Origin of the sequence: Pseudomonas vranovensis DSM 16006 (assembly GCF_000425805.1) — a bacterium.
Classification (GTDB): domain Bacteria; phylum Pseudomonadota; class Gammaproteobacteria; order Pseudomonadales; family Pseudomonadaceae; genus Aquipseudomonas; species Aquipseudomonas vranovensis.
In genome coordinates, this window is the sequence record NZ_AUED01000039.1 from 1 (window position 1) to 1,514 (window position 1,514).

General features: G+C 50.2%; 2 tRNA genes and 2 rRNA genes. All 4 read left to right on the forward strand.

Annotation, left to right across the window (positions count from 1 at the left end):
* Positions 1–86, forward strand: a 16S ribosomal RNA gene (locus tag H621_RS0119495); the annotation flags it as partial.
* 85 nt (positions 87–171) lie between these two features.
* A tRNA-Ile gene (locus H621_RS0119500) sits at positions 172–248 on the forward strand.
* A 10-nt stretch (positions 249–258) separates the two neighbouring features.
* A tRNA-Ala gene (locus H621_RS0119505) sits at positions 259–334 on the forward strand.
* Positions 335–569: 235 nt separating this feature from the next.
* A 23S ribosomal RNA gene (locus tag H621_RS0119510) occupies positions 570–1,514 on the forward strand; the annotation flags it as partial.

The following is a 1,514-nucleotide window of genomic DNA, read 5'->3' on the forward strand; positions in this document are numbered from 1 at the left end:
GGACGGTTACCACGGTGTGATTCATGACTGGGGTGAAGTCGTAACAAGGTAGCCGTAGGGGAACCTGCGGCTGGATCACCTCCTTAATCGACAGACATCAGCTGTCTCATGAGCTCCCACACGAATTGCTTGATTCATTGAAGAAGACGATATCGGTAACAGCTCTTAACTGGGTCTGTAGCTCAGTTGGTTAGAGCGCACCCCTGATAAGGGTGAGGTCGGCAGTTCGAATCTGCCCAGACCCACCAGTTTCTTGTTGGGGCCATAGCTCAGCTGGGAGAGCGCCTGCCTTGCACGCAGGAGGTCAGCGGTTCGATCCCGCTTGGCTCCACCACCCCCTTGCTACCGTGTCAAAGCTTAGAAATGAATATTCGGCTCGAATATTGATTTCTGAACTTTTTCAGAATCGTTCTTTAAAAATTTGGGTATGTGATAGAAAGATAGACTGGACAGCACTTTCACTGGTGCCTGTTCAGGCTAAGGTAAAATTTGTGAGTGACTCTTAAGAGTTTTGCGAATTTTCGGCGAATGTCGTCTTCACAGTATAACCAGATTGCTTGGGGTTATATGGTCAAGTGAAGAAGCGCATACGGTGGATGCCTTGGCAGTCAGAGGCGATGAAAGACGTGGTAGCCTGCGATAAGCTTCGGGGAGTCGGCAAACAGACTTTGATCCGGAGATCTCTGAATGGGGGAACCCACTCAGCACAAGCTGAGTATCTTGTACTGAATACATAGGTGCAAGAGGCGAACCAGGGGAACTGAAACATCTAAGTACCCTGAGGAAAAGAAATCAACCGAGATTCCCTTAGTAGTGGCGAGCGAACGGGGACTAGCCCTTAAGTGGCTTTGAGATTAGCGGAACGCTCTGGAAAGTGCGGCCATAGTGGGTGATAGCCCTGTACGCGAAAATCTCTTAGTCATGAAATCGAGTAGGACGGAGCACGAGAAACTTTGTCTGAATATGGGGGGACCATCCTCCAAGGCTAAATACTACTGACTGACCGATAGTGAACCAGTACCGTGAGGGAAAGGCGAAAAGAACCCCGGAGAGGGGAGTGAAATAGATCCTGAAACCGTATGCGTACAAGCAGTGGGAGCCTACTTTGTTAGGTGACTGCGTACCTTTTGTATAATGGGTCAGCGACTTATATTCAGTGGCGAGCTTAACCGAATAGGGGAGGCGTAGCGAAAGCGAGTCTTAATAGGGCGTTTAGTCGCTGGGTATAGACCCGAAACCGGGCGATCTATCCATGGGCAGGTTGAAGGTTAGGTAACACTGACTGGAGGACCGAACCGACTACCGTTGAAAAGTTAGCGGATGACCTGTGGATCGGAGTGAAAGGCTAATCAAGCTCGGAGATAGCTGGTTCTCCTCGAAAGCTATTTAGGTAGCGCCTCATGTATCACTGTAGGGGGTAGAGCACTGTTTCGGCTAGGGGGTCATCCCGACTTACCAAACCGATGCAAACTCCGAATACCTACAAGTGCCGAGCATGGGAGACACACGGCGGG